This is a genomic window from Pseudescherichia vulneris, assembly GCF_902164725.1.
Taxonomy (GTDB): Bacteria; Pseudomonadota; Gammaproteobacteria; order Enterobacterales; family Enterobacteriaceae; genus Pseudescherichia; species Pseudescherichia vulneris.
The window spans coordinates 1956798-1960226 of record NZ_LR607338.1 but is presented as its reverse complement, the minus strand read 5'-3'; the positions used below and the strand labels follow the sequence as shown (position 1 = coordinate 1960226).

The window sequence follows — 3429 nt, the reverse complement described above, 5'->3', positions numbered from 1 at the left end:
ATTGCCGAGCTGCGCCGCGCCGGGCATGCCATCTATATCGACGATTTCGGGACAGGGTATTCCAGCCTGAGCTACCTGCAAAATCTGGAGGCCGATATCCTGAAGATCGACAAATCCTTCGTTGATGCGTTGGAGTACAAAAAAGTCACGCCGCACATCATTGAGATGGCAAAAGCGCTCGGGCTGGCGATGGTCGCCGAGGGCGTCGAAACCTTGGGCCAGCTTGAGTGGCTGCGCAGTCACGGGGTGCAGTTTGTTCAGGGGTGGTTCTACAGCAAGGCGCTGCCGAAGGAGGCGTTTATGGCATGGGCCGAAGAGAACCTCCGGCCCGATAAGACTACGCCAGACGCCAGCTGAAGGCGTAGCGCACACGCTCTTCAGCGAGGATAAACTCCGGCGACACGCTCGGGCTCCACGAGTCGTCGCCGCCTACGCCCATATGAAACGCGTCGAGGTTAAGCCAGCAGCCCTCCTCTTCCCGCAGCAGATGGTGATGGGTCGTTTCATAAAGCTGACGCTGGCCGTAGCGGCTCAGGGAGAAGTGAAAGCGTCCATTAAGCCGGTGCGCGCCGTATGCCAGCTGACGCGTATCGCAGCGCAGGCCGTTATCGCTGGGGAAAATATAGGGCGTATGCAGCGCGCTCAGCGGCAGCGTCCAGCGTCCCTGGCTCGCCGCCAGCTTGCGGTCGGGGTAGTTCTCGTGCGGCCCCAGGCCCAGCCAGCTCACGGACTCCTCCACTGCGGCCAGCTGGCAGCTGAGACCTATCCTTGCAGGCGGCGGGGCGTCGGTGGCAATCTGCACCTCAACCTCACCGTGCAGCACGCCACAAGTGTCGATGCGCCAGCGCTTATCGCTGATAAACAGTACCTTATCCTCATGGGACCAGGCGTGCCGAGTGGTGATGATCACCTCTCCAGCGCTCTCCTGTCCCGCGCAGTGCAGCAGACGCGGCGTCATAACGTACATGCCCGCCGCCTTCCAGCGTTCAACCCAGGCGTTGGGATCGATCCGTGTCACCTCGCTAATGCCGATATCGTTATCAAGCGGCGCGCGGGTGAACTGATCCCGAACCGGCGTCAGCAGCGTCGGCGTCTCACCGCACCACCACTGCTCCAGATCGCCGCTTTGGCGCGAGAAGTGCCAGCGCCGATCCTGCCAGCTGACGTTAAATGCCTCTTCGCTGGTTGTCAGCGTCGCGCCTGGACCTACCTCCTCCTGCGAAGGAATAGCCAGCGGCGCAGGCAGCCGCCACTGATCCCACGCGCAGCGGTGGTTATCCGGCGACCATGCGGTAGCCCGCGGCTGGTAAACCTCAACGTTAAGCCATATCTCTCCCGTTACAGCCGACAGCGCAGGCGCATCAATCTCCAGACGCTGCACGCCCTGAGGCAGGATCGCTAGCGACTGCTTGCCCTCAGCAAGCACCTCACCGTCGCGGGCAATGTGCCAGCGCAGCACGTCATTATCCGTCTGGCGGAAGAGGTACTCGCTGTGGATCTCAACCACCAGCGGCGCGGTGCTAATCAGGCGGAACTGGAAAAACTGCTGCGCGCGCTGGGCTTCATAGAGGGCCGGATGTGGAGTACGATCTGGGAAAACCAGTCCGTTCATGCAGAACTGGCGATCGTTCGGGGTATCGCCAAAATCACCGCCGTAGGCCCAGAAGACGTTACCTTGTTCATCCCGCTTCGTCAGCGCCTGATCGACCCAGTCCCAGACAAAGCCGCCCTGCAGACGAGGGTTTTCGCGAAACGCCTGCCAGTATTTGGCAAAGCCGCCGAAGCTGTTACCCATCGCATGGGCATACTCGCAGAGGATCAGCGGACGCGTCTCGTCCGGCAGGGCAATCCACTTCTTAATCGACCACTTCGGCACCGCAGGGAAAGGCTGGTCCATATCGACGCGGGCATACATCGGGCAGATGATATCGGTGGCGGCCGTATTCGCCCCGCCGCCCTCGTACTGCACCGGACGCGTTGGATCGCTGGACTTCACCCAGCGATAGAGCGCGTCATGGCTCGCGCCGTGGCCGGACTCGTTCCCCAGCGACCAGATAATAATGGAGGGATGGTTGCGGTCGCGCTGCACCATGCGGGTGACGCGCTCGCTCATGGCAGGGAACCACTGCGGATCGTCCGCCAGGCGGCTCATCGGCACCATGCCGTGGGTCTCAATATTGGCTTCGTCGACCACGTAGAGGCCGTAGCGATCGCACAGCCGGTACCAGAGGGGATGGTTCGGGTAGTGGGAGCAGCGCACGGCGTTAAAGTTATGCTGCTTCATCAGCTCAATATCCCGGCGCATGGTGGCCTCGTCCACCGCCTGGCCGTTTTCCGGGTGATGCTCATGACGGTTAACCCCGCGGATCAGCAGCGCCTTGCCGTTGACCTTCAGCTGACCGTGGCTAATCTCCACCTTGCGGATGCCCACGTCGCAGGCTTCGACCTCCAGCAGACGGCCCTCGGCATCCAGCAGCGCGACGGTGAGTCGGTAGAGATGCGGCGTTTCTGCGCTCCAGAGCTCCGGCTTATCAACAACGAGATTGACGCTTAGCCGCTCGGCCCATGCCCCGCGCTCGTCCACAATCGCGCTGCCGGGACGCTGCTCTGCGCAGGCGATCTGCTCCCCGCCGCGCCACAGGGCAACGGCCACCCGGCAGTCGGCGAGCTCCCCGGCAAGCTGCACGGTGGTACTTATCCGGGCATGGTTAAACTCGCCGTTAAGCGCAGTCTCGACCCGGAAGTCGCTGATGTGGGTGGCTGGCTTATGCAGCAGCACCACGTCGCGGAAAATACCGCTCATGCGCCACATATCCTGATCCTCCAGATAGCTGCCGTCGCACCAGCGCAGCACCATCACCGCCAACCGGTTTGCACCGGGCCGCAGCACCGCGCTGAGATCGAACTCTGCGGGCAGGCGGCTATCCTGCGAGTAACCAATCCACTCCCCGTTGCACCAGAGATAGAATGCCGAGTTAACCCCTTCAAAGATAATCCGCGTCTGGCCGCTCGCCAGCCATGCCGCGTCCACGTCAAACGTCAGCGAGTAGCAGCCGGTAGGGTTCTCCGCAGGGACAAATGGCGGTGTGACCGGGATCGGGTAGGTGACGTTGGTGTAGATCGGCGTATCAAAACCCTGCATCTGCCAGTTAGAGGGAACTGGCATCGCAACGGCGCTAGCACAGTCTTTCTCTATCCATGATGCTGGCACCGCTTCCGGGGCGGAGTAGAAGCTAAACTGCCACTCACCGTTGAGCAGCCGCCACGAGGGCGAGCCGCTGTCATGGCGCGCCTCGTCAGCGTCACGCCAGCTGCGCAGAGGGACGTGCATCGGCAGGCGATTCCAGTGAGTCACAACCGGGTTTTCCCAGTCGCGGCGGGCAAGCAGGGTGTTCAGGGCAGCAGCGGACATGTCGACCTCATGATTGG

The 3429-nt window shown here is 62.1% G+C and carries 2 protein-coding genes; one reads left to right on the top strand and one right to left on the bottom strand.

The window, feature by feature from the left end:
* A partial coding sequence (locus FN633_RS08375) for an EAL domain-containing protein (protein WP_154058863.1) occupies positions 1-357 on the top strand: 357 nt, incomplete at its 5' end.
* On the opposite strand, the gene FN633_RS08370 is transcribed toward FN633_RS08375, so the two are convergent.
* Positions 338-3412, bottom strand: coding sequence for a beta-galactosidase (locus FN633_RS08370; RefSeq protein WP_154057395.1), 3075 nt, complete (start codon positions 3410-3412; stop codon positions 338-340). The two genes, FN633_RS08375 and FN633_RS08370, sit on opposite strands and share 20 nt — an antisense overlap.
* Positions 3413-3429 lie beyond the last annotated feature (17 nt).

Coding starts and splice junctions, on each gene's coding strand:
- FN633_RS08370 (WP_154057395.1), bottom strand. CDS start 3,412: ATGTCCGCTGCTGCCCTGAACACCCTGCTTGCCCGCCGCGACTGGGAA.